Source organism: Mesorhizobium metallidurans STM 2683 (assembly GCF_000350085.1).
Lineage (GTDB): Bacteria > Pseudomonadota > Alphaproteobacteria > Rhizobiales > Rhizobiaceae > Mesorhizobium > Mesorhizobium metallidurans.
In genome coordinates this window covers 39,169-62,904 of the sequence record NZ_CAUM01000013.1, presented here as the reverse complement: position 1 = coordinate 62,904, position 23,736 = coordinate 39,169, and the positions used below count along the sequence as shown (strand labels likewise).

General features: G+C 62.4%; 24 protein-coding genes and 1 pseudogene. 8 read left to right on the top strand and 17 right to left on the bottom strand.

What is annotated here, in order from left to right; translation table 11 throughout:
* Positions 1-117 precede the first annotated feature (117 nt).
* From tldD to MESS2_RS03200, 3 genes are all read left to right on the top strand, one after another.
* The gene (gene tldD, locus MESS2_RS03210) at positions 118-1,530 is read left to right on the top strand and encodes a metalloprotease TldD (RefSeq protein WP_008872634.1); all 1,413 of its coding nucleotides are present in this window, start codon (positions 118-120) and stop codon (positions 1,528-1,530) included.
* Between the two features lie 135 nt (positions 1,531-1,665).
* Positions 1,666-1,941 carry an AbrB/MazE/SpoVT family DNA-binding domain-containing protein gene (locus tag MESS2_RS03205; protein ID WP_008872633.1) on the top strand — a complete coding sequence of 92 codons (276 nt, stop codon included), beginning with the start codon at positions 1,666-1,668 and terminating at the stop codon, positions 1,939-1,941.
* Positions 1,928-2,317, top strand: coding sequence for a type II toxin-antitoxin system VapC family toxin (locus tag MESS2_RS03200; protein ID WP_008872632.1), 390 nt, complete (start codon positions 1,928-1,930; stop codon positions 2,315-2,317). Before MESS2_RS03205 ends, MESS2_RS03200 begins: the two co-directional genes overlap by 14 nt.
* A 57-nt stretch (positions 2,318-2,374) precedes the next feature.
* Here MESS2_RS03200 and MESS2_RS03195 read toward each other — a convergent pair whose 3' ends face one another.
* From MESS2_RS03195 to MESS2_RS03150, 10 genes are all read right to left on the bottom strand, one after another.
* Positions 2,375-2,659, bottom strand: a complete 285-nt coding sequence (locus MESS2_RS03195; protein ID WP_008872631.1) for a hypothetical protein — start codon at positions 2,657-2,659, stop codon at positions 2,375-2,377.
* Positions 2,660-2,769: 110 nt separating this feature from the next.
* Positions 2,770-4,011, bottom strand: a complete 1,242-nt coding sequence (locus tag MESS2_RS03190) for a class I SAM-dependent RNA methyltransferase (protein ID WP_008872630.1) — start codon at positions 4,009-4,011, stop codon at positions 2,770-2,772.
* Positions 4,008-4,772 (bottom strand): TlyA family RNA methyltransferase, encoded by a 765-nt coding sequence (locus MESS2_RS03185; protein WP_008872629.1) that lies wholly within the window; start codon positions 4,770-4,772, stop codon positions 4,008-4,010. The genes MESS2_RS03190 and MESS2_RS03185 overlap by 4 nt, the downstream gene beginning before the upstream one ends.
* Positions 4,769-5,170, bottom strand: coding sequence for a hypothetical protein (locus tag MESS2_RS03180; protein ID WP_008872628.1), 402 nt, complete (start codon positions 5,168-5,170; stop codon positions 4,769-4,771). Before MESS2_RS03180 ends, MESS2_RS03185 begins: the two co-directional genes overlap by 4 nt.
* Positions 5,171-5,318: 148 nt before the next feature.
* Positions 5,319-7,232 carry a 1-deoxy-D-xylulose-5-phosphate synthase gene (gene dxs, locus MESS2_RS03175; RefSeq protein ID WP_008872627.1) on the bottom strand — a complete coding sequence of 638 codons (1,914 nt, stop codon included), beginning with the start codon at positions 7,230-7,232 and terminating at the stop codon, positions 5,319-5,321.
* Between the two features lie 133 nt (positions 7,233-7,365).
* The gene (locus tag MESS2_RS03170; RefSeq protein WP_008872626.1) at positions 7,366-8,286 is read right to left on the bottom strand and encodes a pirin family protein; all 921 of its coding nucleotides are present in this window, start codon (positions 8,284-8,286) and stop codon (positions 7,366-7,368) included.
* Between the two features lie 9 nt (positions 8,287-8,295).
* Positions 8,296-8,562, bottom strand: coding sequence for a DUF2277 domain-containing protein (locus MESS2_RS03165; protein WP_008872625.1), 267 nt, complete (start codon positions 8,560-8,562; stop codon positions 8,296-8,298).
* 49 nt (positions 8,563-8,611) lie between these two features.
* On the bottom strand, positions 8,612-8,863 hold the full coding sequence (locus MESS2_RS03160; protein WP_008872624.1) for an exodeoxyribonuclease VII small subunit: 252 nt from the start codon (positions 8,861-8,863) through the stop codon (positions 8,612-8,614).
* A 3-nt stretch (positions 8,864-8,866) separates the two neighbouring features.
* Complete coding sequence (locus MESS2_RS03155) at positions 8,867-9,793, bottom strand: histone deacetylase family protein (protein ID WP_040591976.1); 927 nt, start codon at positions 9,791-9,793, stop codon at positions 8,867-8,869.
* A 72-nt stretch (positions 9,794-9,865) separates the two neighbouring features.
* Positions 9,866-10,498, bottom strand: coding sequence for a TetR/AcrR family transcriptional regulator (locus MESS2_RS03150; RefSeq protein WP_040591958.1), 633 nt, complete (start codon positions 10,496-10,498; stop codon positions 9,866-9,868).
* A gap of 121 nt (positions 10,499-10,619) precedes the next feature.
* On the opposite strand from MESS2_RS03150, the gene MESS2_RS03145 reads away from it, so the two are divergent.
* Positions 10,620-11,843 (top strand): MFS transporter, encoded by a 1,224-nt coding sequence (locus MESS2_RS03145; RefSeq protein WP_008872621.1) that lies wholly within the window; start codon positions 10,620-10,622, stop codon positions 11,841-11,843.
* A gap of 211 nt (positions 11,844-12,054) precedes the next feature.
* Here the strand turns inward: MESS2_RS03145 and ribB are convergent, their stop codons facing one another.
* Positions 12,055-13,155, bottom strand: coding sequence for a 3,4-dihydroxy-2-butanone-4-phosphate synthase (gene ribB, locus MESS2_RS03140; protein WP_008872620.1), 1,101 nt, complete (start codon positions 13,153-13,155; stop codon positions 12,055-12,057).
* A gap of 107 nt (positions 13,156-13,262) precedes the next feature.
* Positions 13,263-14,372 (bottom strand): chorismate synthase, encoded by a 1,110-nt coding sequence (aroC, locus tag MESS2_RS03135; protein WP_008872619.1) that lies wholly within the window; start codon positions 14,370-14,372, stop codon positions 13,263-13,265.
* Between the two features lie 181 nt (positions 14,373-14,553).
* Here aroC and MESS2_RS03130 point away from each other — a divergent pair, with 181 nt between their 5' ends.
* Together MESS2_RS03130 and MESS2_RS03125 are read left to right on the top strand one after the other, a co-directional pair.
* Positions 14,554-14,817, top strand: a complete 264-nt coding sequence (locus MESS2_RS03130) for a DUF1344 domain-containing protein (protein WP_008872618.1) — start codon at positions 14,554-14,556, stop codon at positions 14,815-14,817.
* A gap of 971 nt (positions 14,818-15,788) precedes the next feature.
* Positions 15,789-17,312: pseudogene (locus MESS2_RS03125) on the top strand (adenylate/guanylate cyclase domain-containing protein).
* A 56-nt stretch (positions 17,313-17,368) separates the two neighbouring features.
* Here the strand turns inward: MESS2_RS03125 and MESS2_RS03120 are convergent.
* Positions 17,369-18,262: an alpha/beta fold hydrolase gene (locus MESS2_RS03120; protein ID WP_008872613.1), complete on the bottom strand. Its 894-nt coding sequence runs from the start codon at positions 18,260-18,262 to the stop codon at positions 17,369-17,371.
* 123 nt (positions 18,263-18,385) lie between these two features.
* Between MESS2_RS03120 and MESS2_RS30565 the strand changes: the two genes are divergently transcribed.
* Positions 18,386-18,958 carry a CGNR zinc finger domain-containing protein gene (locus tag MESS2_RS30565; protein ID WP_008872612.1) on the top strand — a complete coding sequence of 191 codons (573 nt, stop codon included), beginning with the start codon at positions 18,386-18,388 and terminating at the stop codon, positions 18,956-18,958.
* Positions 18,959-19,138: 180 nt separating this feature from the next.
* Here MESS2_RS30565 and MESS2_RS03115 read toward each other — a convergent pair whose 3' ends face one another.
* The 3 genes from MESS2_RS03115 to MESS2_RS03105 all read right to left on the bottom strand — a co-directional run bounded on the left by MESS2_RS03115 (position 19,139) and on the right by MESS2_RS03105 (position 21,636).
* On the bottom strand, positions 19,139-19,726 hold the full coding sequence (locus MESS2_RS03115; protein ID WP_008872611.1) for a histidine phosphatase family protein: 588 nt from the start codon (positions 19,724-19,726) through the stop codon (positions 19,139-19,141).
* Positions 19,727-19,783: 57 nt separating this feature from the next.
* Entirely contained in the window at positions 19,784-20,602 is an 819-nt protein-coding gene (gene fabI / locus MESS2_RS03110) for an enoyl-ACP reductase FabI (RefSeq protein ID WP_008872610.1), read from the bottom strand.
* Between the two features lie 107 nt (positions 20,603-20,709).
* A complete protein-coding gene (locus MESS2_RS03105) occupies positions 20,710-21,636 on the bottom strand; it encodes a DnaJ C-terminal domain-containing protein (RefSeq protein ID WP_008872609.1) in 927 nt (308 codons plus the stop codon).
* Positions 21,637-21,865: 229 nt separating this feature from the next.
* Here MESS2_RS03105 and MESS2_RS03100 point away from each other — a divergent pair, with 229 nt between their 5' ends.
* The gene (locus MESS2_RS03100) at positions 21,866-23,269 is read left to right on the top strand and encodes a M20 family metallopeptidase (protein WP_040591975.1); all 1,404 of its coding nucleotides are present in this window, start codon (positions 21,866-21,868) and stop codon (positions 23,267-23,269) included.
* Here MESS2_RS03100 and MESS2_RS03095 read toward each other — a convergent pair.
* Positions 23,266-23,727, bottom strand: coding sequence for an RT0821/Lpp0805 family surface protein (locus MESS2_RS03095; RefSeq protein ID WP_008872607.1), 462 nt, complete (start codon positions 23,725-23,727; stop codon positions 23,266-23,268). The two genes, MESS2_RS03100 and MESS2_RS03095, sit on opposite strands and share 4 nt — an antisense overlap.
* Positions 23,728-23,736 lie beyond the last annotated feature (9 nt).

Genomic DNA, 23,736 nt, shown 5'->3' with positions numbered 1-23,736 from the left:
AGTCCTTGACGATGAACTGGCGCAGCCGTGTTTGGCGTCTTTGCCGATTGTCTGAGCGTGTCTTCGCGCCTACATCGTAGGGAACGACGACCAATTCTTCCCATGAATGGACCTGCCATGAACAGCCTGATCGGCCAATTCGACATTTCCGACGACCGCATCAAGGAGATCGTCAGTGAGACCATCAATGGCGCCGACGACGGCGAACTGTTTCTCGAATACAGCGAGAGCGAAGCGCTGATGTTCGACAATGGCCGGCTGAAGACCGCCAATTTCAACACCGACCAGGGTTTTGGGCTGCGCGCGGTTGCCGGCGAGGCCAGCGGCTACGCGCATTCCAGCGATCTTTCCGAGGCCTCGCTGCTGCGCGCGGCGGACGCCGTTTCAACGGTCAAGGGCGGCTATTCCGGCACGCTTGCCGCCGCCCCCGCCCGCACCAACCGCCATCTCTATGGCGAAGATAACCCCATCCCCTCGCCCTCCTTCGAGGCCAAGGCCAAGCTGCTGCAGGAAATCGACGCCTGGCTGCGCGCCGAGGATCCGCGCGTGCGGCAGGTGACGGCCTCGCTCGCCGCCTCCTGGCAGCATGTCGAGATCGTGCGCGCCGACGGCCAGGTGGTGCGCGATATCCGCCCGCTGGTCAGGATCAACGTGTCGGTGGTGGTCGGCAATGGCGACCGCCAGGAGAGCGGCTCCTACGGCATGGGCGGTCGTAAGGCGTTTGGCGAGTTTCTGGTCGAGGAGAGTTGGAAGCACGCGGCCAAGGAGGCGCTGCGCCAGGCGCTGGTCAATCTCGAGGCCATTCCGGCGCCTGCCGGCACGTTCGACATCGTGCTGTCCAGCGGCTGGCCGGGCGTCATGCTGCACGAGGCCGTCGGCCACGGGCTGGAGGGCGATTTCAACCGCAAGAAGACCTCGGCCTTCGCCGGTCTGATGGGCCAGCAGGTGGCCGCTAAGGGCGTTACCGTCGTCGACGACGGCACCTTGCCCGAACGGCGCGGCTCGCTGACCGTCGACGACGAAGGCACGCCCTCGGCCCGCAATGTGCTGATCGAGGACGGCAAGCTCGTCGGCTACATGCAGGATCGCCAGAACGCCCGGCTGATGGGCATGAAGGCGACCGGCAACGGAAGGCGCGAGGGCTATGCGCATCAGCCGATGCCGCGCATGACCAACACCTACATGACTTCGGGCGACATGCAGCCGGAAGAGATCGTCGCCTCGGTCAAGAACGGCATCTATGCCGTCTCCTTCGGCGGTGGCCAGGTCGACATCACCTCGGGCAAGTTCGTGTTCGGCTGCACCGAGGCCTACATGATCGAGAACGGCAAGGTGACGCAGCCGATCAAGGGCGCCATGCTGATCGGCAACGGCCCGGACGCCATGCATCGCGTTTCGATGATCGGCAACGACATGAAGCTCGACAATGGCATCGGCATGTGCGGCAAGGCCGGACAGGGCGTGCCTGTCGGCGTCGGCCAGCCGCATCTCAGGATGAATCAGATGACGGTGGGTGGCACCAGGGTTTAATGGGGGCGGTCGTCATCCGAACATCAAATTCGGCTGCCTGCCTCTCCATTGCGTCAAGCAGGCGTAGCTTGCGTCTTGAACGTGGCGCGAACCTCGGCTAGCTTACGTTTGTCTTACATCTAAGGGCGAGCCAAGATGGCTGCTACGGAAAAGCTCATTACCACCGTCTCGACCAAGGGACAGGTCATTCTGCCCAGTGCGATCCGGAAACGGAGGGAATGGGACGCCGGCACACGCCTTCTCGTGGAAGATACTCCAGAGGGTGTACTGCTGAAGCCTGCGCCAGTCTTCGCCGAGACGCGGCCAGAGGACGTTTTTGGATCCCTGCCCCATAAAGGCAGGCCGAAGACGCTGGAAGAAATGGACGCAGGGGTGCTTGCCGAAGCACGGCGGCGCCATGCTCGCGATTGATACCAACCTGATCGTCCGCTACCTGACGGGCGATCACCCGACGCAGTCTCCTCGCGCCCGGTCGCTGATCGACAGCCAGCCGATCTTTGTCGCCGTCACGGTGATCTTGGAAGTCGATTGGGTGTTGCGAAGCACCTATGATTATGCGCCACCCGAAATCGCGCGTACACTACGCGCGTTTAGTGGGCTTCCCACAGTGAATGTAGAAGACGGGGCGATCGTGTCTTCTGCGCTCGACCTCTCAGAGAAGGGGATGGATTTCGCCGATGCGCTGCATCTGGGCAAGTCCGCTCACTGCACTGGCTTCGCGACCTTTGACCGCAAGTTCGTCAAGGCCGCAAAGGCGGTCGGACATCACGGCGTGCAAGAAGCGTAGCGGCCCCGGCGAACCAGGAACAGGTTGGCCCGAGGCTTCCGACCTCGTGCGAGCGGCTTACGTCTTGCTGACGGATCTACGCGACGTCGCATAGAGGATCAGGAAGCCGACAACACCGCCGATCGCTTGCCTGATCCAGGCACTCAGGTAGTCGACAGCCCCATCCTGGCCGGAGACATAGAGCGCAGCGCCGACAAATGTCATGACCGCGATGCCAAGCGCATAGGATGGTAACAGCCCGATGCGGGTGACCTTTCTCAAAAGCCACCCGATCAGCGCACCGGTGACCGCCATGAACAAAGCGGCACCCAAAATCTCAGCCGCAACCCCTGATGAAAACATTTTTATTTCTCTCTACCCTAGCGTGCAATATGCCCGATTCGGTCAGCACACGCAACATGCAAAAAACAAGAATAGAGCGCGTCTCGCAAAGCCGTTCAACGCGACGCGCGTTATCGCCTTCGCCTCGGCTTCTCCAGCAGCGCGACGGCCTCGACATGCGGCGACCAGAGGAACTGGTCGATCGGCGTCACGCTTTTCAAGGCATAGCCGCCGTCGATGAGGATGCGCAGGTCCCTGGCCAGCGTGACCGGATTGCAGGACACCGCGGCGACATAGGGCACGTCGGAACGGGCGATCTGCTTCGACTGGTCTTCCGCACCCGCGCGCGGCGGATCGAAGACAAGACCGTCGAAGGCGTTCAACTCCTTGAACGTAAGCGGACGCCTGAACAGGTCGCGGCGCTCACTGGTTACCCGCTTCAGGCCGCTGGCGAAACGGAACGCCTTGTCGAGCGCCGCAAGGGCCGGTGCATCGCCTTCCACGGCATGGACTTCCGACTTTGCCGCCAGGCGTAGCGCAAAGCTGCCGCAACCGGCGAAGAGATCGGCGACTTTTCTCGCGCGCGACAGATGCTGACCGACGATGCCGGCCATTGTCTGCTCGGCGGCCTCGGTGGCCTGCAGGAAGGCGCCCGGCGGCACCGCGACGGCGACACCACCAAACAGGACGACCGGTTTCTTCGGTTCGATAATGATCTCGCCGTCGATCGACAGCCTGGCCAACCCCTCGGCGATGACGAAGTTGGAAGCGACGCGGCGCTGGTTGCCGCCGAGCTTGCCGGAATCGTGAGCCGCGACATCGAGGCCGGAGCCGGTGACTGTCACCGTCATGTGGAACGATTTGGTCGTTGTGCAGATCAGCCCGGCGAGGGTCTTCAAGCGGTCGAGCGCGGCGACGATGCCGGGCAGCGAGATCGGACATTCCTCGATTGGAATGATCTCTGACGACAATGCGCGGACGAAACCGAGCCGCATGCCGGCCTCCGTGCGCCGCGCACTGAAGACGACGCGGCGGCGTGTCCGCGGCGGACATGGCACCAGCGCGCCGACGGCGCAAGCAATGCCCTTGCTCTTCAGCGCGTGCACGACCTTGTCGCGCTTCCACCTGTCATAGGAGTCCGCCTCGAAATGCTGGATGGCGCAACCGCCGCATTCGGTGAAATGCCGGCAGGCCGGGTCGATCCTGAGCGGCGAGGCCTCCAGCACCGACATCAGCGTGGCGCGATCCTTTTCGCGCGCTGCGGTTACGGTTTCGCCGGGCAGCGTGAAGGGAATGAAAACCTCGCCGCTGTCGGTCTCGGCGACGCCGTCGCCCTGGGAGCCCAGCCTTGCGATGGTGAAGCGCGCGCTCATCGGTCCTTGATCCCGGCGAGCAGGAACTCCCGATTGCCGTCGCTGCCCTCGATCGGCGACAGGTTCAGCCCAAGCGAGCGCCAGCCGGGAATGCCGTCCAGCCAATCCCCGAGCAGGCCGGCGACACGCGCGGCATCGAAGGGATCCTTAAGCAAGCCGCCCTTGCCGATTGCCGCGCGGCCGGCCTCGAACTGCGGTTTGACCAGCAGCAGCGCGCGCGCACCTTTCCCTGCCAGTTCGAGCGCCGGCGGCAAGGCCAGCTTCAACGAAATGAAGCTGACATCGCAGACGATGAAATCCGGAACACGGCCGGCAAGATCATTGGCCAACAGTTCACGAGCGTTGAGGCCCTCGATGACGGTGACCCGAGGATCGCCCGAAACGTCCGGATGGATCTGGCCATGGCCGACATCGATCGCCGTGACATGGGCCGCGCCGCGTTCGAGCAGCACCTGGGTGAAGCCACCGGTCGAGGCGCCGACATCGAGCGCTTCGCTGCCCGAGGGATCGAGGCGGAAATGGTCAAGCCCGGCGATCAGCTTCAGCGCCGCGCGCGAAACATAGGCCTGTGCCGGATCGTCGATGGTGATGCGACAGTCGGGTAAGGCGGTCTGGCCGGGCTTGCGGGCAACGATGCCGTCGACGGTCACGGTGCCGCGCTCGATGGCGTCGCGGGCACGCGAGCGGCTGGGAAACAGCCCGCGCTGGACGAGCAGTTCGTCAAGCCGCTGGCGTATGCTGGCTGGCACGGGGGGATTCATCGACCTTCATTGGCGAAAGCCGGCCAGGAAGGCAAGGATATTGGAGCGAGAGAACGCGGACCGGCGCCGCAGCGTGTTGAATATCGCACCCAGCCCGGCAAAATGCGAGGGCGAGAGCCTCCGCGAAACCGGGCGCTCAATAGCTGGTGCCAGACCGTTGCCCTGGTCGCCGGAGCTTGCCTGCGTGGACGATCGGTGGAGACAGGCGGCGACGCGGCTTCGGGCACGACGACCAATTGCGGCGTCTGCTTATAGGAAAAGCCGCCGCGGATATCGCCCATCTTGCCGGCGACGATGCCCACCGCCGCCTTTTCGAGATTGCGGTCATAGGGCGTTTCGGCGACGGCCGGCGTGGCGACGGCAGCCAGAAGCGCCACGCCACACAGAAGCGTTCTCATTGTGTTGGTCTCCCTGCCTGATCAGACTTTAGCAGGGCGCCGTTGAAAAACGGCCAAGAGACACAGTAAGCAAAACGCCAAACGGCAGCGTGAACAACAGGTTACCATTGTTCGCCGGCAAATCGATTCAAGCAGTTGAGGTTTTGAATCAGGCGCGCTGCGCGCTGGCGGCGTGTCCAAGGGCGACGAAGACCGTGCGCACGATGCCGGTCGAGTCGAGCCCGGCGTCGGCATACATCTTTTCAGGCTTGGCGTGATCGGTGAAGACGTCGGGCAGCACCAGCGGGCGTACCTTGAGGCCACTTTCCAGCAAGCCTTCATGGGCGAGGAATTGCAGCACGTGACTGGCAAAGCCGCCGACCGCGCCTTCTTCGACGGTCACCAGCACCTCGTGCGAGCGCACCAGCCGCCGAATCATGTCCTCGTCGAGCGGCTTGGCGAAACGGGCGTCGGCAACTGTGGTGGAAAGCCCCGCCGCGCCGAGTTCGTCCGCGGCAGCCAGGCAATCCTGCAACCGCGTGCCGAAGGACAACAACGCGACCTTGGTACCTTCCCTGACGATGCGGCCCTTGCCGATTTCCAGCACAGAGCCGCGCTCCGGCATGTCGACGCCGATGCCGTTGCCGCGCGGATAGCGGAAGGCAATGGGGCCGTCATCATAGCTTGCCGCCGTGCGCACCATGTGACGCAGTTCCGCTTCATCGGCCGCCGCCATGACAACAAAACCGGGCAGCGTCGCCAGAAAGGTCGTGTCGAAGGCGCCGCAATGGGTGGCGCCATCGGCGCCAACGAAACCGGCGCGGTCGATCGGAAAGCGCACCGGCAGGCTCTGGATCGCCACGTCATGGACGACCTGGTCGTAGGCGCGCTGCAGGAAGGTCGAATAGATCGCGGCAAAGGGCCTGTAACCCTCTGTGGCAAGGCCGGCGGCGAAGGTCACCGCATGCTGCTCGGCAATGCCGACATCGAAGGTCCTTGTCGGGAACACCTCGCCGAAGAGATCGAGACCAGTGCCGTTCGGCATGGCGGCGGTGACGGCGACGATGCGGTCATCCTCGCGGGCCTCCTGGATCAGGCTTTCGGCAAAGACCTTGGTATAGCTTGGCGCGTTCGCCGGCGCCTTGGCCTGCGCGCCGGTGATGACGTCGAATTTGTTGACCCCGTGATACTTGTCGGGTGCAGCCTCGGCCGGCCCGTAGCCCTTGCCCTTCTGGGTCACGACATGGATCAGCACCGGGCCGTCCGCATTGTCGCGGACGTTCTTCAGCACCGGGATCAGGTGCTCGAGATTGTGCCCGTCGATCGGGCCGATATGGTAGAACCCAAGCTCCTCGAACAGCGTGCCGCCGGTGACGTAGCCGCGTGCGTGCTCGACCGCCCGCTTGATGGCGCGGTCGGCGCGTTCGCCGAGATAGGAGGTCAGCTTCTTGCCGAAATCGCGCAGGCCGAGATAGGTCTTGCCGGAGGCAAGGCGGGCCAGATAGGCGCTCATCGCGCCCGTCGGCGGAGCGATCGACATGTCGTTATCGTTCAGGATGACGATAAGGCGGGCATCGAGCGCACCGGCATTGTTCATGGCTTCATAGGCCATGCCTGCCGACATGGCGCCGTCGCCGATGACGGCAATGACATTGTTGCGGCCGCCGCAGAGGTCGCGCGCCATCGCCATGCCGAGGCCGGCGGAAATCGAGGTCGAGGAGTGCGCGGCGCCGAACGGATCGTATTCGCTCTCGGTACGCCGGGTAAAGCCGGACAGGCCGCCCTCTTGCCGCAAGGTGCGGATACGGTCGCGGCGGCCGGTCAGGATCTTGTGCGGATAGGCCTGATGGCCCACGTCCCAGATCAGGCGGTCATCCGGCGTGTTGAAGACATAGTGCAGCGCGACCGTCAGTTCGACCACGCCAAGGCCGGCGCCAAGATGTCCGCCGGTGTGGGACACGGCGTCGATCAACTCGGCGCGAAGCTCCGACGCCAGCTGCGGCAGCTCGCTTTCGGCAAGCGTCCTGAGGTCGGCCGGAATGCGGACCTTGTCGAGAAGCGGCGTATCGGGCTTTGCGTTCACTGGTTATGGGCCTGCTCAGGCTTTTTGTTCATCGCGAGATAGGCCGATGGCCGGCGAATGTAAATGCGTGTCAGTGACGCGGCGCGGTATTGCAAGTGTTAAAGTGAGCTCGGTGCACCCAAGATGCCGCATTCTAATTGTCCGGCAAAGGAATGAATTCTTTCTCATCTCCCGGAACGATATCGAAGCGCCCCGTCTTCCATTCTTCTTTCGCCTGTTCGATGCGTTCCTTCGACGACGAGACGAAATTCCACCAGATATAGCGCTTTGAGCCGAGCGAGGCGCCGCCGAACAACATGAAATGAGCGCCGCCTTCCGACGACACGACAATTTCGTCGCCGGGCCGGAACACCAGCAACCGCTCGGCCGGAAAGCGGTCACTGGAAATCGAAACCTCGCCTTCAAGCGTGTAGATGGCGCGCTCTTCGGCATCGGCCGGGATTTTCACCATGGCGCCTGGCGCCAGCCAGAGATCGGCATAGAGCGTCTCCGAGGCGGCGCTTACCGGAGACCGCAGCCCGGAAAACGCGCCAATGACGACACGTCCGCCGACACCATCGGCATCGATTTCGGGCAGGTGCAATGCAGCCGTGTTCTCGAAGAGGGGTGCCACCTCTTCCTTGCCGTCCGGCAGCGCCAGCCATGTCTGCAAGCCCGAGACCGACATCGGCGCGCCGCGCAACTCCTCCGGCGTGCGCTCGGAATGGACGATGCCGCGGCCGGCGGTCATCAGATTCACGTCACCGGGCTGGATCACCATCTCGGTGCCGAGCGAATCGCGGTGCCTGATCTTGCCGTCGAACAGGTAAGTGACCGTCGACAGGCCGATATGCGGATGCGGACGCACGTCGAGCGCCTGGCCGGCCCGCAGGATGGCCGGCCCCATGCGGTCGAAGAAGATGAAAGGCCCGACCAGCCGGCGCTTTGCTGTCGGCAAAGCGCGGCGAACCTGAAAGCCGCCAATATCCTTGGCGTTTGGAATGACCATCAATTCGATCTGGTCGCTAGCGAAGGCATCGCCGGCCTGCGGGTCATTTCCAGGAAAGAAGCTCATGCGCTCTCCTCAGGCGAAGCGGAGTACAGACCTGGCTTTCGCCTTGGCCGCCACTTCTTCGCGATTGCGCGGTTCTTGCGTCGTTTCCATCGAATCAAGCAGTTCGCGCGCAGCAGCTGCGATCGCCTCGACCGCATGGTTGAAGGCATGCTCGTTGCGCTTGGAAGGTTTGGTGGAGCCGCTCAGCTTGCGGACAAACTGAAGTGCGGCGTCATACACCTCGTCATTGGTCGCCGGCGGATCGAAATTGAACAGGGTCTTGATGTTTCTGCACATCGTTTGAAATCCTTTCCTGCTATCCTCTCGCGCCCCGCGCCTTTTGAAACTACTCCGCGTCCAGCGGCTCTGTCCCGACAGGCTTGCCGTCACGCGACAGCCTGATCTTCTCGACCTTGTCCTCGGCCGCCTTCAAGAGCCGGTCGCAATGCACCTTCAGCGCCTCGCCGCGCTCATAGATGCGGATCGACTGGTCGAGCGGCACGTCGCCGCGCTCCAAATCATCGACGATCTTCTCCAGCGCGTCGAGCGCCTGTTCGAAGCTCATCGCCTTGACGTCTTCATTCGCTTCACCAGCCATTCCTCATCCTTTCATCAGTCGCCCGACATGGGCGGCGACCGAAAATGCCAGTCCCTGCAGATCGTAGCCGCCTTCCAGCAGGCTGACGAGCCGATTGCCGCCATGGCGTCCGGCACATTCGATCAACTGGCCGGTCGCCCAGTCGAAATCGTCCTCGGTCAGGTTGATCTCGGCCAGCGGATCGCGATGATGCGCGTCGAAACCGGCCGAGATGATGATGAGGTCGGGCGCGAAATTGTCGAGCGCCGGCAAAACGCGCGACAGGAAGGCGTCGCGGAACATTTCGCTGCCGGTGCGCGGCGCCAGCGGCGCGTTGACGATGTTGCCGGCGCCGGTTTCGCTCCTGGCCCCGGTGCCGGGATAGAGCGGCATCTGGTGCGTCGAGCAATAGAGCACCGACGGATCGTCCCAGAAAATGTCCTGCGTGCCATTGCCGTGATGCACGTCCCAGTCGACGACGGCGACGCGCTCGGCGCCATGCTTGCGTTGCGCATAGCGTGCCGCGATCGCCGCCGTGTTGAACAGACAGAAACCCATGGAGGTCGTCTTCTCGGCGTGATGACCGGGTGGCCGGGCGGCGACAAAGACGTTGTCGGCACGCCTTTGGAAAACGTCGTCGACGGCGGCATTGGCGGCGCCGATCGCCGTCACGGCCGCCTGCCAGCTTTTCGGGCTGGCGGTGGTGTCGGCGTCGATGCGGGCGATGCCGGTGTCGGGTATGGCGGCACGAACGCGCACGACGAATTCCTCAGGATGCGCGTAGAGGATGGTCGCCTCATCGCCTTCCGGCGCCTCGGCCCGATCGAGTGCCGCAAAGGCCTCGTCGTCGAGCACGCGCTCGATGGCGCGCAAGCGGTCGGGCCGCTCCGGATGACCGGGCGGCGTTATATGTTCGAGGAAGATCGGATGGGTGTAGAGCCGTGTGACCATGTCCCCGATATAGGGGCGCCCGGCCGTTTTGACCATGTTTTCGCGCGACCAAAGCCAGACGTTCAACAGGGTTTAGTGCATGCCGCTCAAAGCGCGCATCCGGTCTTGCGGCCCGCCGGGTCGCTTCAGAAGTCCCTCCAACAGCACGTTGAAGGCCTTCACGGCCTTTTTCGATGTGGCTTTCGGATCGTCCGAATTGGCGATCCATTGCGCTGCATGCAGCGAAGCGCCGCTGATCAGCCGGGCGGCGGCTTCGACATCGACGGCAACGATAGTCCCCTCGTCGCTGAGCCTGCGAATACTCTCCGCCATGGAATGGATGCATTCATTCTGGCTCGGCCATTGCGAGGGATCGCCGAGCACCGCGGGGCCGTCGCGAAGCACGATGCGCTGGATCTCCGGCTCCAGGGCCATCTCGATATAAGCCGTGCATTCATCGACAAAGCCCTGCCAGAGATTGTCCGCCCTGGCCGAGACGACTTTCAGCCTGGCCGACATTTCCGCATCGATTTCGCGGATAACCGCCTGAAGCAGCCCCTTCTTGTCGCCGAAGTGATGATAGAGCGCGCCGCGCGTCAGCCCGGCCGACGCGGTGAAGTCATCCATCGAAGCCTCGGCATAGCCGACCGTGCCGAAGGCATGGCGGGCCGCGGCAATCAGCTTGGCGCGCGTCTCGGCGATCATCTCCCTGCGGGGTCTATGCATGGCTTCTGGCCCTATCAACATACGCTCCGTATGCCAATTGACATACGCGGCGTATGAACTATCTCATATTCATACGCTACGTATGTAATTGTCGAACCGTCCCTTGTCGAGGAGCCAGACCATGCAAAACCCCTATACGGAAATCTTTCGAGCCCCTGGCGCCAAGGGCTTCGCGGCATCCGGCTTCGTTGCCCGGGTGCCGATCGCCATGGCTCCGATCGGGATCGTGGCGATGCTGTCGCAGACGCATGGCGAATACTGGCTGGCCGGCGCCGTCTCCGCGACATTCGCGCTGACCAACGCTTTCCTGGCACCGCAGATATCGCGGCTGGTCGACCGCCTCGGCCAGACGCGGATTGTCGTGCCCACCACGGTCATTTCCGTGCTCGCTTTTGCAATCCTGATTGCGGCGGCCAATCAGGACTGGCCGATATGGACGTTGTTCGTGTCCGCACTGCTGGCCGCCGCCATGCCCAGCATCCCGGCAATGGTGCGCGCGCGCTGGACGGAGATCTTCCGGGACCGCCCCGAGTTGAATACCGCATTCGCCTTCGAATCGGCGGCGGACGAACTGGTCTACGTCGCCGGCGCGTCGCTGTCGGTAGGCCTGAGCGTCGCCCTGTTCCCGGAAGCGGGAATGCTGGCCAGCACCTTGTTCCTCGCCTTCGGCTCGATGGCCTTCATAGTGCAGCGCTCGACCGAGCCGCGCGTGCGACTGGCGGAGCATGGCTCACAGGGCTCGGCCATCCGCCTACGGCCGGTTCAGATCATCACTTTCGCCCTGATCTTCATCGGCGCCACCTTCGCGACCACGGAAGTAACCACCGTGGCGATCACCGAGGAGCTTGGCCAGCCGGGCGCCGCCAGCCTGGTCATCGGCGTCTACGCGCTGGGATCATTCGTGGTGGGGATCATCATCGGCGCGCTCAACCTGAAAATGCCGCTGCAGCGCCAGTTGGCAATCGCGATCGCCATCATCGCGCTCACCACGCTGCCGCTGCTGGTCGCCGACACGGTACCCGCCCTGGCGCTGGCCGTCTTCATCAGCGGCGTGGCGATCTCGCCGACCTTCATCACGGCGTTCGGCCTGATCGAGCGGCATGTGCCAGGGGCGATGCTGACCGAAGGCGTCACCTGGGTGATGACCGGGATAGGCATCGGCATGGCACTCGGCTCCTTCGCCGCCGGCGCGGTGGTGGATGCGTTCGGCGCCCAGAACGGGTTCTTTGTGTCGGTGGTGGCCGGCGCCATCGCACTCGCCACGGTGCTCATCGGCCAGCGCAGCCTTGCCACGTCGGATTGCGATTTCGCCGCATGCGAAGCAGGCGTTGTTCCTGCCGAGTAACAGCCCGGGGTATGTTGAGATTCAGGTCAGGCCGAGCCGAAAATGATGGATTTCGAGAACCGGAGCGCAGCGGACCTTCGGGTCCGAGCACCGGCCTACGCCGGCCGTAGCCTTAACTGCCGCGGCCGCTCATGAGTGCTTCGGCCGGCGAAGGCCGGAAGTGCAGAAAGCCATCGTTTGCAGGCCGGCATCACCTGAATATCAACGTAGCCTAAAGAATCTCGGTCCTGGCGATATGGATGCCAAACCCTTCGAGGCCGACATAGTGACGCTCGCGCGAGGCGATCAGGTTGATCGAGGAAATGCCGAGATCCTTCAAGATCTGGGCACCGAGGCCGATCTCGCGCCATTCGTTCTCGCGGCGAAGCGCCTCTTCATGGTCCTCGCGGTCGCCCGGGGCGGGGCGCTTGCGTTCCTGGTGGGCGACACCGACCGACCCCTCGCGCAGATAGACGATGACGCCGCGCTTGCGCTCACCCATCGCCTTCATGATGCCGTCCAGCCGGTGCGTGGTGCCGAAGACGTCGCTAACGACATCCTCGGAATGCAGCCGCACCGGCACATCCTCGCCGTCGCGGATGTCGCCGAAGACGATGGCGACGTGATGCATGGAGTCCCAGGGCAGCGTGTAGGTGAAGACCTGCGCCTTGCCGCCCGGCGTCTCGATGTCGGAGCAGGCGACGCGCTCAACGAGCGTTTCCTTGCGCTGGCGGTAGGCGATGAGGTCGGCGACCGAGATCTGCTTCAGACCGTGCTCCTCGGCGAATGCCTGCACCTGCGGGCCGCGCTTGACGGTGCCGTCATCGTTGACCAGTTCGGAAATGACACCGACCGGCGGCAGGCCGGCGAGCTTGCAGAGGTCGACCGCGGCCTCTGTATGGCCCGAACGCATCAGCACGCCACCTTCGCGAGCGATCAGCGGAAAGATGTGGCCGGGGCGGACGAAGTCGGAAGCGCCGACATTGCCGTTGGCGAGGTTGCGCACGGTCAGCGTGCGGTCGTCGGCCGAAATGCCTGTTGTCGTGCCGTGCTTGAAATCGACGCTGACGGTGAAGGCGGTGGTGTGGGCCGAATCATTGTCGGCAACCATCGGCTGCAGGTTCAGCCGCTTGGCTTCCTCGCGCGGCATCGGCGTGCAGACGATGCCGGAGGTGTTGCGGACGATGAAGGCCATCTTTTCCGGCGTGCAGTGGACGGCTGCGACGATCAGGTCGCCCTCGTTCTCGCGCCCGTCATCGTCCATGACGACAACGATCTCGCCGCGCTCGAAGGCGCGCAGGGCTTCGACGATTTTCTTCTGGTCGTAAGGCATAAGTGCTCGTTTCACTCGCAGGGGAGTAGGGGAATAGGGCAGTACGGGAGTAGGGAAAAGGAAAAAATTGCTGTCGCGGGAGCTGCCTAACATACTCCCCTACTGCCTTACTCCCCTACTCCCCTCCCCGTCTGTCCCCGATGGCGCAGATAGTGATCGGCGATGGCGCAGGCAACCATCGCTTCGCCGATCGGCACGGCGCGGATGCCGACGCATGGGTCGTGCCGGCCCTTGGTCATGATCTCGACGTCGTTGCCGTCCTTATCGATCGACTTTCGCGGCGTCAGGATCGACGAGGTCGGCTTGACGGCGAAACGCGCGACGATCGCCTGGCCGGTCGAGATGCCGCCAAGGATGCCGCCGGCATTGTTGGACAGGAAGACCGGTTTGCCATCATTGCCCATGCGAATTTCGTCGGCATTCTGTTCGCCGGTGATGCGGGCGGCCTCGAAGCCGTTGCCGATCTCGACGCCCTTGACGGCGTTGATCGACATCAGGCCCGAGGCGATGTCCTGGTCGAGCTTTGCATAGATCGGCGCGCCAAGACCCGCGGGAACGCCATCGGCGACGATCTCTATGACGGCGCCGACCGAGGAGCCCGACTTGCGGATGCCGTCGAGATACTGCGTGAAGACGGGAACGGAAGCCGGGTCCGGGGTGAAGAACGGATTTTCGGCGTCACTGATGAAATTCCAGTTCCAGTTGGCGCGGTCGATGGATTTTTCGCCCATTGCCACCAGCGCGCCGCGCACCACCATGCCGGGCACGACCTTGCGGGCCAGGGCTCCGGCTGCCACCCGCGCCGCCGTCTCGCGGGCCGACGAGCGGCCACCGCCGCGATAGTCGCGCAGGCCATATTTGACATCGTAGGTGTAGTCGGCATGGCCCGGCCGGTACTGGCGGGCGATCTCGCCATAATCCTTGGAGCGCTGATCGACATTCTCGATCAGCATCGACACCGGCGTACCGGTGGTGATCATCGTCTCGCCGTCCTCGTCCAGGATGAAGCCGGACAGCACCTTGACCTCGTCGGGTTCGCGACGCTGCGTCACAAAACGTGACTGGCCGGGACGGCGCTTGTCGAGCTCGGCCTGGATCTCGTCCCGCGTGAAGCGGATGCCGGGCGGACAGCCGTCGACCACGCAACCAAGCGCTGGCCCATGGCTTTCGCCCCAGGTGGTGACGCGGAACAGATGGCCGAACGTGTTGTGAGACATGAAAGTGACCCTGCCAGGCAGCGGAACCGGCTTAGAGTTGCCTTCTATTGGCGTTTTCCACAGTGGTCAAACTGTGATCCGGCGGATTTAGTTTTGACACATTCGGTTGGTTTCTGCTTCCCTTGACCGGTCTGTTGAACCCTCGCCGCCACCCTGCCGGCGCAATGATAAGAGGACGATGATGCGTATCCTGATTGGCGCCGTTGCCGCGACATTGCTGATTTCCACCGCCGCCTTCGCCGGCCAGACGGAAGGCCTGATCAAGAAGGTCGACAAGGACGCGCTGACGCTGACGCTTGACGACGGCAAATCCTACAAGCTGAACGCCGAAACCGACCTCGATGCGCTGAAGCCGGGGATGGATATCGTGATCGCCTATGACGTGACGAATGGCGAGAACGTCGTCACCGACATGCAGCTGCCGGATAGCGGTTCGGCCGAATAGAGGCTTTTCGCCAGGCCATCCCGAAGCCGGCTGGCGGAAAAGAGCACACAGCGCCATAGGCGGCCATGGGAATAACTGGTCATTGAACGACCGAAATGGGCCGAAAAACGGAACGTCCGCTATCAGGGGGCTTCACGGCGGCGGCCCGACGCCATAACGCCGGCTCGACGCGACGGGCGCCAAGGGTGACTCTATGTTCCCTTCACGATTCTCGGTTTAGTCGGTCGGCGGGTTGAGCAGCGCTCTCGAGGGCCAAGGCCAACCGCTTCTCGTCTTCGATGGCGCGATCGACCGCCTCAATTCCTCTTGGAGCGCCTTCAGCTCGGTTCCGTAGCTGGATCCGTCGCTGTCCCCGATCTGAAAGCCACTTACCCGCATTGCGTCGCGAGTATGGTGCACGTTACGGACTCCTTCGCGTCGAGTCGCGACCAGGATTTCCCTGAACTCTCCAAGACGTTCAACGTGATTGCGCGGCATTGCGTTCTCCTATTTCGTCGTCATCGTCGCCGTGAGACAGCTGAAACTTACGGAGATACTCTCGACAAAGCATGAGTGCGGAAGCTCAAATTTGAACGTCTTGCAACAGCGTAGAGCGCGGCAGGCGGAAATCGGCTTGGACCCGCCCGATCTCGGACCAGGTGCTAGACTCTTCGGCCGACCGCGGCTGCCGATTCTGGATCGCGAGGGTCCGTTTTTGAACACAGCTACGCTGGCCTCAATGTCCCGGCAAGCGGTGCCAAGCTGCTGCACGCGCGGGCGCATAAGATGCACACAGACACCATGTAACGTGCGCGATTCCAGCGCGCGCTTCAGCGACACAATCTCGGAACCAATTTCATGCAATCTTGCGCGGCAATCTCAGCCAACCAAGGGTCATTGCCGTGACAAGCGCGCAACCGGCTTCAGAGGGAAATAACAGCGTGCGGGAGCGTCGCATCTGGCCGGCTGCGATCGCGGTGATCCTTCTCCTGATGGCCCTTCCAGCTGCTGTCCTCCTCGACCTGCGTGACTTCACGCATCAACTATCCGACCGTCAAGCGAACGACATCAGCAAGATCATAACCGACATTCGCACGTTCTACGCCAATGACGTGGTCGGGCGAATCCTCCAAGCGGACGCGCATACGAAAATCACCGCGACAGATAACTACCGCGACGTTGCTGGCGCGATACCAATTCCAGCGACGTTCTCGCTGGAAATCGGGCGTCTCACGAGTTCGCGTGACAACACTGTCCGGTACGAATTTGTTTCCGACTATCCGTTCGCCGGGCGGCCTCCACACAATCTTGATGACTTTCAATTGAAGGCATTGGCATCATTTCGTGCCGACCCGAATGTTCAAACGCTTGAGGCGACGGAAGGCGGCTGGAGTCCGACCGTTCGGCTGGCTTCGCCGATCCGCATGACCGCCGCCTGCGTGGCATGCCACAACTCGCATCCGGACAGCCCAAAGAAGGATTGGAAGGTCGGTGATGTCAGAGGGATTCAAGCTGTGTCCGTCTCGCAGCCCCTGTCTCAAGGGTCGATCGGCTTCCACTATCTCTTCGCATATTTTGCGGCCGCCATAGCCACTGGAGTTGCATTCATCGTAATGCAGTGGCGGCAGTCGCGCGAACTCGCCCTGGTCAATGGCGAACTGAAGGAGGCCAACAACTTCTTGGCAACGGTGTCGCTCAAAATCGCAAAATATCTCTCACCTGAGATCTACAAAAGTGTGTTCAGCGGCGAGCGCGACGTGAAGGTGACCGCAGAGCGAAAGAAACTGACCATCTTCTTCTCCGACATCGTGGATTTCACAGCCACGACCGAGCGTATGCAACCTGAGTAACTGACCACCCATCTCAACGAGTATCTAACCGAGATGTCGCATATCGCCATTTCTCACGGCGCCACCGTAGATAAGTTCATCGGCGATGCCATTCTCGCGTTTTTCGGCGACCCGCAGACGCTTGGCCCGCGCGAAGACGCACGTGCATGTCTGCGTATGGCCTTGGCCATGCAAAAGCGTTTGGAGTACCTGCAAGTCAAATGGCGGCAGCAGGGTATCGAGCACCCCTTCCGTGTGCGGATGGGAATAAACACCGGCTACTGCAATGTCGGCAACTTCGGCAGCGACGATCGTATGGATTACACCATCATCGGCGCCGAAGCCAACCTCGCTGCTCGGCTGCAGAGCATTGCACCTGCGGGCGGAATAATGCTCGGCTACGAAACATATTCCAACGTACGGGACATGGTCGATGCGTCGGCAGGTGAGCAGATCAGCATGAAGGGGATCAGCAGACCGATCGTGCCTTATCTGGTGCGGGGTGTCCGGGAACAGTTGAGCGACGACACTGTCATAACGGAAATGGACGAGGGCATGTCGTTGACGCTCGATACCGCCGGGCTCGACCCCGCTAGGGCTGCGCGTCTGCGCGACAAACTTCAGTCGGCGCTAGCTCAACTCGAGGCTAGGTTGGCTGTGCCTTCTCCGAAGGAAACGAGCGGTTAGCGCCATCAATGTCTGAGAGGGGGCTAAATCGTTCAGAGCGATTGGATTTCGACCAACTATCGAGTGCGCGATCCTGAACTTGATTGAGCATTCAGAATGAACTCGCGCATGAGCGCCACGCACTCCTGATGGTGCGTCTCCAGCAGGAGGTGCGCGCCATCGTAGATGTGCATGTCGAGTCGGTCGAGCTCGCGGGCATAGGCAAGCACCTCGTCGATCTCGAAGTATGGGTCGTGGCGGCCCCAGAGCAGCAGCGCCGGCGGCTGACGTTCGCGATGATAGGCCGAGATCTCGGGAAAACGGGCGACGTACCGCCCATAGTCCTCGAAGATGCGAAATTGTATATCGACGAGCCCCGGCCGGCTCATTCGCTCCCAGTCCAGATGCCAGCCTTCAGGCGCGAACTGCGGTTTGAGCTGTTCCGGGATGTCACCGACATAGGTATGCCGCACCCCATCGAAGTTCAGCCACTCGGGGAGTTTCTTGCGGTTTTCGAGGGTGGGATCCGACCAGTAGGTCTTGTTTGCGTCCCAGTCCGGGCCAAGGCCCTCCTGATGGGCATTGCCGTTCTGGATGATGAGCCCCAGCACGCGGTCGGGACGCGCTAGCGCCAGATGGTAGGCGACGGGCGCACCGAAATCGTGGATGTAGAGGAAGAACCGCTCCATCCCGATCTCCCGCACCAAGGCGTCGATCGTCCGCGCCATAGCCTCGAACGTGTACTCGTAATCGTCAGGCGCCTCCGTGAAGCCGAACCCGGGCAGGTCGGGCGCAACGACCCGCGCTACCTCGGCCAAGGGGCTGATGACGTTGCGGAAGCTGTATGATGAGCTGGGTTGGCCGTGGAGAAGCAGAACGCCGGGTGCGCCGCGCCGCCCCGCCTCGCGATAGAACAGGTCCACCCCGTCCACTACGACTATGTGATGCTTGGTTTTCTGAACGTTCAGCATACTGTTCCTCCTGTTTGCAGTCGGAGATGAAACCTGATAATTTGGCTAATGTGGTTACGCAGCTGTAACCGTTTAACGAGCTATTAAAGGTTACGTTCCCTGTCGAGCGATAACACGGCCTGGGTGGCGGAACACTTCGTAGGCGGTCACCCCGCCCTCGACCTTTCGAACGCCGTGTTCGACCGGCGAAACCCACCGCCGCATAATGAACTCTTCAACTCCCCTCGGGATATCGGGACGTGGCTGCTTGCTGCAGGGTTGGCGGACGAGGGTGAAGCAGGAGCGGTCGCCGAGATACCAGATCGGCACTTCCTCAACGAAGTTCGTGAGATACGTGAATCGTCGTATGCGCTCTTCAACGCGATCGCTTCAAACGTGGAGGCGCCATCGCAGCCGCTTGGTCTTCTATTCTCACGCGCCGCCTGCGGGTTGGAAGCCCAACAAGTCGGTTGGGATGGGACGCGGCTCGATCTCTCCTCCCATCAATGGAAAAACCCTGCCCTTTTGAGCGCACTCCTTGCACACTTGTCGATTGAAGCATTCTTTACGCTGCCGCGCGCAAGGGTGCATGCGTGCCCACGATGTGGGTGGCTGTTTGTAGACACCTCACGAGGCGGGAAGCGCCGCTGGTGCAACATGCGAATTTGCGGGAATCGCGAAAAGATAGCCCGCCATCGGGGCTATATGGCATCCTAACCAGCAAGACCGACAAGGCACCCCGGAGCGCCGTGGACGGATTGGCCGCATATTTGAGGCGGCTACGGATTCAAAGAATCAAGCGCCGTGTCTTCGATGTCCGCTCGTCGCGCAACAAAAGCGCATCGCACGGTGGCAGAGGGCTAAACCCTATCGTTCAGAGTGATTGGATTTCGACCCTCAAAGCCACTCCAGGCGGCGACCCTCCAGCCGGAGCAGGCGGTCCTGCGGCACTTCCATGCTGACCGCATCTTGCGCGGACATCCCCAGTACCAGGCGGAACAGGGCGCGCACGACGCCACCATGGGTCACGCAGACCGTGTCGCGGTCGAGTGCGTCGAACCACGGCTTCACCCGTTCGAGCAGCATCTGGTAGCTTTCGGCGCCCTCGCCGGGCGGCTGGAAATTCCATTTGTCGAGACGGCGTTGCCTGGTCGAACCGGGATCCCTCGCCTCGAGTTCGGCAAAGGTGAAACCCTGCCAGTCGCCAAAGCTCAACTCCACGAGTAGCGGCTCGGTGCGATAAGCATGCGGATCGAGCTTCATCGCCGCGCGCAGGCGCTCCATCGTCTCGCGCGTGCGCCGCATCGGGCTGGCGACAAAGTCGAAATCCTGGGGGTTATGGACAAATTCGGCAAGCCGGCGCCCGTTGCGGGTTGCCTGCTGGCGGCCGAGCGCATTGAGGTCGGTGTCGGCCTGCCCCTGCAGCCGGGCCTCGGCGTTCCACTCCGTCTGGCCGTGGCGCGCGATGTAGACGAGCGGATACATCAGGTCTTCCGGGTGAGATCGGGAGCAGACAGGCAGGATTGGTGTTCGCGGAAGGAACTAGTCCTTGACGGTTGAAATGTCGGGGGCGTCGACAGCCTTCATGCCGACAACATGGTAGCCGGAATCGACATGGTGGATCTCGCCGGTGACGCCGCGCGACAGGTCGGACAGGAAATACACGGCGGAATCACCGACCTCCTCCTGGGTGACGGTCTGTTTCAGCGGCGAATTGTATTCGTTCCATTTCAGGATGTAGCGGAAATCGCCGATGCCGGAGGCGGCAAGCGTCTTGATCGGCCCGGCCGAGATGGCGTTGACGCGGATCTTCCTGGCGCCGAGGTCGACGGCCAGATAGCGCACGCTGGCTTCGAGCGCCGCCTTGGCCACACCCATGACGTTGTAGTGCGGCATCACCTTTTCCGCGCCATAGTAGGTCAGCGTCAGCAGCGAGCCGCCCTCGCTCATCAGCGCCTCGGCGCGCTTGGCGATGGTGGTGAAGGAATACACCGAAATGTCCATGGTGCGCAGGAAGTTGTCGCGCGTCGTCTCGACATAACGGCCGGTCAGCTCGTCCTTGTCGGAAAAGGCGATGGCGTGGACGAGGAAGTCGAGCTTGCCCCAGAGCTTGGCGACATTGGCAAACACCTCGTCGAGGCTTGCCGGGTCGGTGACGTCACAGTGGCCGGCGACATATGCGTTGAGCTCCGCCGCCAGCGGCTCGACGCGCTTCTTGAACGCCTCGCCCTGGTAGGTGAGCGCGATCTCGGCGCCGTGGTCGACGCAGGCCTTGGCGATGCCATAGGCGATCGATCTGTTGTTGGCGACGCCAAGGATAAGGCCGCGCTTACCGGCCATAAGGCCCTGTCCACCCGCCATGTGAGTGCTCTCCGCAAGATTTTCTGCTTTGTGGACAGCCCTATCGCACAGGCACAGAGCCCCTTCAAGCGTTCAAAACGGACAGTTCGGGGGACAAAACCGTATGATCAGCCTTTTCGGTTGCGGATCAGCGCTTCGAGATCGCTGTCGCCGCCTTCCGGCAACATCAGCCGCACATGCGCATAGAGATCACCGTGACCGCCGGCTTTTTCCGGCAGCCCCCTGCCCTTCAGCCGCAGCACCTTGTCCGAACTCGACCAGGCGGGGATGTTGACCGCGAGCTTGCCGGTCGGCGTCTCGACCGCCACCTTGGCGCCAAGCACCGCATCGGCCAGCGCCACCGGCAGGTCGGCATGCAGGTTGCGGCCATCGACGCGATAGCGCGGATGCCGGCGAAAGTGTATCTTGACCAGCGCGTCGCCCGGCTGCGGCCCTTGCTCGCCCTGCCCCTTCAGCCGGATGGTCTGGCCGTCCTCGACATAGGCCGGCAGCTTGACGGCGATCTTGCGGCCGTCGGGGAACATCGCGGTCACCTTCTCCGCGGTCGCCGCTTCCTCGATGGTGATGTCGAGCGTCACGTTCAGGTCGGCGCCCGGCTGGGCCTGCCAGCGGTCGCCCGCGCCGGTGCCGCGCGCTCCCGAAAAGGCATCGCCAAAAATCTGGCTGAAGATATCGCTGTTGCCGTCAAAAGGATCGCCGCCGGGGCGACCGGAGCGAAATTCGAAGCGCGATCCGCCCGGCCCCTGCTGTCGGCGAAAACCGGAAAAAGGATCGCCGCCGCCCGCGGCACCTTCGAAACCCTGGAACCGCGGCTTGCCGTCGGCGTCGATCTCGCCGCGATCGAAGGCCGCGCGGGCCTTCTCGTCGCCGACGATCTCGTAAGCCTGGTTGGCGGCGGCAAAACGGTCCTTCGCCTTGGGATCATTCGGGTTCTGGTCCGGATGATGCTTCTTGGCGAGTTTGCGGTACGCCGATTTTATGTCCTTGGCCGATGCGTTCTTGGCAACGCCCAGCACCTCATAGGGGTCGCGCATGCTTCCTGCCTGCAAGAGAGTATGAGTCCACGATTGCCACCTATATGCGCCCGCATAGGAAGAAATTCCAGTGGTGCATAGCCAGATTGGCGGTGGAATTGGAGCACGATGAGATTAGGTCTGGTCATTGAGCCGGCGATGGTTTGAGACAAGAGGGATTTGGTGACGGACGATGGCACGGCGGAACGGCTACTGGCCGTCCAAGACCACCGATGCTAGGCTGAGGGGCATGACGCGCGCGGCTGCGATAGCTCGGTCGGAGGCTTACTTCGATTCAGGCGCTTTCCGGGAGGATTTGGCCCGTCGGATTGGCATGCCGACGGAGAGCCAGAACCCTGATCGCGAACATGTGCTGGTTGACTATATCGAGACCGAGATAAAGCCGACATTCGAAGCACTTGGCTTTGCATGCCGAACGCTCAACCAGAACGGCTGGCCATTCTTTTTCGCCGAACGCACGGAGGACGCCGCGCGTCCGACGGTACTTGGCTATGGCCACGGCGACGTGGTTCGCGGGTTGGATGACGAGTGGGATGAGGGTCTTTCGCCGTGGCGTCTGACCGAACGTGACAACAGATGGTACGGGCGCGGCGTCGCCGACAACAAAGGCCAGCATTCGATAAACGTCGGCGCGCTTCGAGCCGTCATCGAGACGCGCGGAAGGCTCGGCTTCAATGCCAAGTATCTGATCGAAATGGGGGAGGAACGAGTCTCGCCCGGCCTGCGGGAACTGGCCAAGACCCACAAGGAATTGTTCCGCTCGGATGTGCTGATCGCCTCGGACGGCCCTCGCCTCTCCGCTGAAAGGCCGACCGTTTTTTTGGGCTCGCGCGGCTCTATCTCCTTCGACATCTGGATTGATGCACGGAAGGGCGGCCATCATTCAGGAAACTGGGGCGGTCTCCTCTCGGATCCAGCCATTCAACTTGCCCATGCGATTGCAAGCATCACCGAACCGACCGGAAAAATCCGGATTCCGGAGTGGCTTCCGACAAGCATTCCCGACGATGTGCGACGCGTTCTTGCGAACTGTGAGGTGGAGAGCGGCACGGAGGAGCCCAAGATCGATCCCGATTGGGGCGAGCCTGGCTTGACCTCTGCGGAGAAGGTTTTTGCGTGGTGCTCATTTTCGGTGCTTGCCTTCGAGGCGGGGAACCCGAGGGCACCTGTTGGCGCCATTCCGCCCCGAGCCTGGGCGCGTTGCCAGCTTCGCTTCGTCATCGGGGTGGACGTGCAAGAAGTCCTTCCTGCGTTGCGTCGTCATCTGGACTGCAACGGTTTTTCGACCGTGCAGATTGCGAAAGCGCGCGATGAAGTTTTTCACGCGACGCGGCTCGATCCGAAGCACCCGTGGGTCAGTTGGGTGGTCGATTCGATTGCCCGCACGACGGGAAAGAAACCCGCCATTCTGCCGAGCCTCGGCGGATCACTCCCGAACGACATCTTCTCCGAAGTTCTAGAAATGCCGACCATTTGGGTCCCGCATTCCTATCCAGGATGTTCGCAGCACGCGCCCAATGAGCATCTGCCGGTTGCCATTGCCCGAGAAGGCCTGGGGCTGATGGCAGGACTTTACTGGGATTTGGGCGAGCCGAACGGGCAGATCGCGCAATATGCGGTCTGGAAGACTTAAAGCGACTTGAAGTCCTGCATGCGCCAGGCGCCGGCGCCGGCCAGGCACACCTCGCCCTTGAACAGAGCGACACCGTCGAAGCTCTCGCGCGACGCGGTGAAGCGGCGGCATGTCTGACCCTTGTCCTTGAATTCCGCCAGCTCGGTGATGGAGCCGCGCGAACCGGTATCGGCATTCGCCCAGGGAATGGCCTGCCCGCTGAGTTGTTCGATGTCGGCCGAAGATACCGCATTGCCGATCGTCGTCTGGTCCGAGGCGCGGTCCTGATCGACCGGCGAAGCGTTGGCTGACGTGCTTGAGGTCAGGATCGTGCGGTCGACCTCGGCCTGCTCCAGGCTGAAGCCTCCACCACCGCAGGCGGCCAGCGGCAGGGCGACCAGAACGATCGCGGCTTTGGCGCTGGCCGAAGCAAATACGCTCCGTTGCCCGCTGTCAAAAGCTTGCGCGATACGCGACAATCGGCAATC